Source organism: Bartonella sp. AP280QHHD (assembly GCF_042196125.1).
GTDB lineage: Bacteria > Pseudomonadota > Alphaproteobacteria > Rhizobiales > Rhizobiaceae > Bartonella.
Window position 1 is genome coordinate 1 of record NZ_JBHIPQ010000033.1, and the last position, 2,387, is coordinate 2,387.

The 2,387-nt window shown below is 45.6% G+C and carries 1 pseudogene; it reads left to right on the forward strand.

Annotation, left to right across the window (positions count from 1 at the left end):
- A pseudogene (locus ACFIMK_RS04330) lies at positions 1-2,387 on the forward strand (filamentous hemagglutinin); the annotation flags it as partial.

Genomic DNA, 2,387 nt, shown 5'->3' on the forward strand with positions numbered 1-2,387 from the left:
TTTGGGGGCTCTACAGGCGGACAGAATAAAACTTGTGGCAACAGAAAAAGGTGTTGGGGTTCGCATGCGCCATGATATGGCCGCCAATGCGGGGCAGTTGCATCTTTCTGCTGATGGGAAAATCTCGTTGAAAAATGTTTTTGGTCATGGGGGTGTTGTCCTCAAATCGAAAAGCCAGAGCGTATTGGCAAAGCACATCACCTCGAAAAAGCATATTGATATTGCCGCCCATAAGGATGTGACGTTAGAAACGGTTGGTGCTGATGGTCATTTGAAGATAGAGGCGCAGGATGGGCTTTTATCGATTGCCGGTAAGGCAACCTCTGGGGGCAATATGGAGCTGTCTTCGCGCCAGACACTTCAAGTTTCAGGGCTAGGGTCAGGTGCTGATATGGCTCTTGAATCGGGCGGAGACTTGAAGCTTGAGGGGATTGTTTTAGCGCAAGGGAACCTCAAGGCGCATGCCGGTGGTGATATACAGGCGCAGCTTTTAGCCGGTGGGGTTGATATGGCGGCAACGGGTGCTACTGGTGTTGTTGTTCTTGGCACCCAAGGGGATGTTGATCTCCAGAGCAGTCAAGGTGCGATTGTCGCTGAAAGTGTTTATGGGGCAGGAGATATCACCCTGGTTTCTCATAATGGGCTATCTGTTTCTCAAACAATTCTGTCGCATCAAAATGTTGCCATTCAAGCACAACCAGAAACAAATGCTCCCGTTCATTTTAGACAACTTTTAGCCTATGGTAAGGCAAATATTGAGGGTGGGGCGGTTGACTTTTCTTCGCTGATGACGGGTGAAAAAGCTGTTTTAAAGGTTGGCAGCCTTGATGCTGGCACACTGATGACAGGTGTCGTTTCTACGGGCGGTTCAGGGGATCTTGTTTTAGATAAAAACGGTTTTCTTTTGATTACAGCAAAAGAAGGGGTGAAGGTTGGTCAGATTGCCAGTGGTGGCAATATTGAAATTTTTGCAGGCAACGACATCTATTATGATCAGTTCATAGGCTATGGCAACGCAACATTGACATCGTTATCAGGAGAGATCAGTGTTGAGAATGTGCTGTCTGCTGAGGGGGATGTGAGATTGACAGCAAACACTCTCGATTTAAGCAATAATCGTTCTCCTATTTACACGCCGCAAACGCTGTATTTAATTGCAGATCATATTGATGTCTCAGAGAGCGAATTGGCTTATGGCGGTTTAGATTTTAACAGCACCAATGCCCTTGATATTCACCATGCGCGGCTACAAGCCGTGACAGATCAGGGAGGGACTGGAGATATTCTTTTTGTTGCTCCAAGCGTTATGGTTGATGAGACAACTTCTGTTTTAGCAGCCAGAGATTTCGTGATCAAAACGGGGGAGCTTGGAAATAGCGGTCAATTGGCATCGGGGCAGGATTTAGTCTTTAGCGTGACGGGGGATGTGACCAACAACAAAACGGGTTTAATCTATGTGAAGGGCAATGGTGCTTTACAAGTTGATGGGGCTTTGTTGAATGATTTTGGCACCATAATGGCAGAGGGTGATTTGGGTTTCACCAATGCGGCTGGCAGCGGAAAAAGCCTTTCGCTTGTCAACAAAGCAGGCTTTATTCAAGCTGGTGGAAACTTAAATATCCAAACCAACACCCTGAANCAAAGCAGGCTTTATTCAAGCTGGTGGAAACTTAAATATCCAAACCAACACCCTGAAAAACGAAGCTGATAGCACGCCTGTCATCACGGAAAAAACCAAATATAGCGATATTTCTTTCCAAAAACCAGAGGGTTCTGATAGGCTCAGTGATGGGATGTTATATCAAGATGGTCCCAACCTTTGGGGACAAGGGCACGAACATCAAAGTCATACCGGACCTTTTAAAGGGCACGTAAAAATTTTCTTGGATGTTCCTCTTTGGTCGAGCAAAGAAGAAACCTATGGCACCGCAATTTCAAGCGATGGAACAGTCTATAAGGCTTTTACTTGGGAATTTAAGCCTGTCTATGATCAAAAGTCCGTAAAACGCTACCAATGGAATGGTTCTCGGCGGAAGGGAGGATGGTTTGGGTCAATAAACGAAGACTGGTCACATATGACAGAAAAGACTGTCACACAAGCATTTTCGCATAAACCAACTGTTTCGGGGGTAATACAATCTAGTGGCAATCTCATCATTAACGCTGATACCATTGACAACCATTATAGCTCTATGAGAGCAGGGGGAAATGCCGATATCCACGCCAATGTGCTGACCAATTTAGGGGCAACGGCTTATAAAAACACTTATCTTGGTTGTCAGGCTAATACAGACAGTTGTTATGGTTATAAAGCTGATGGAAGCCGCGATGTTTCTTTAGATATAGCCAATGGCAAGGATCGCCAGATTGGTTCAGAAGCTTTGGAG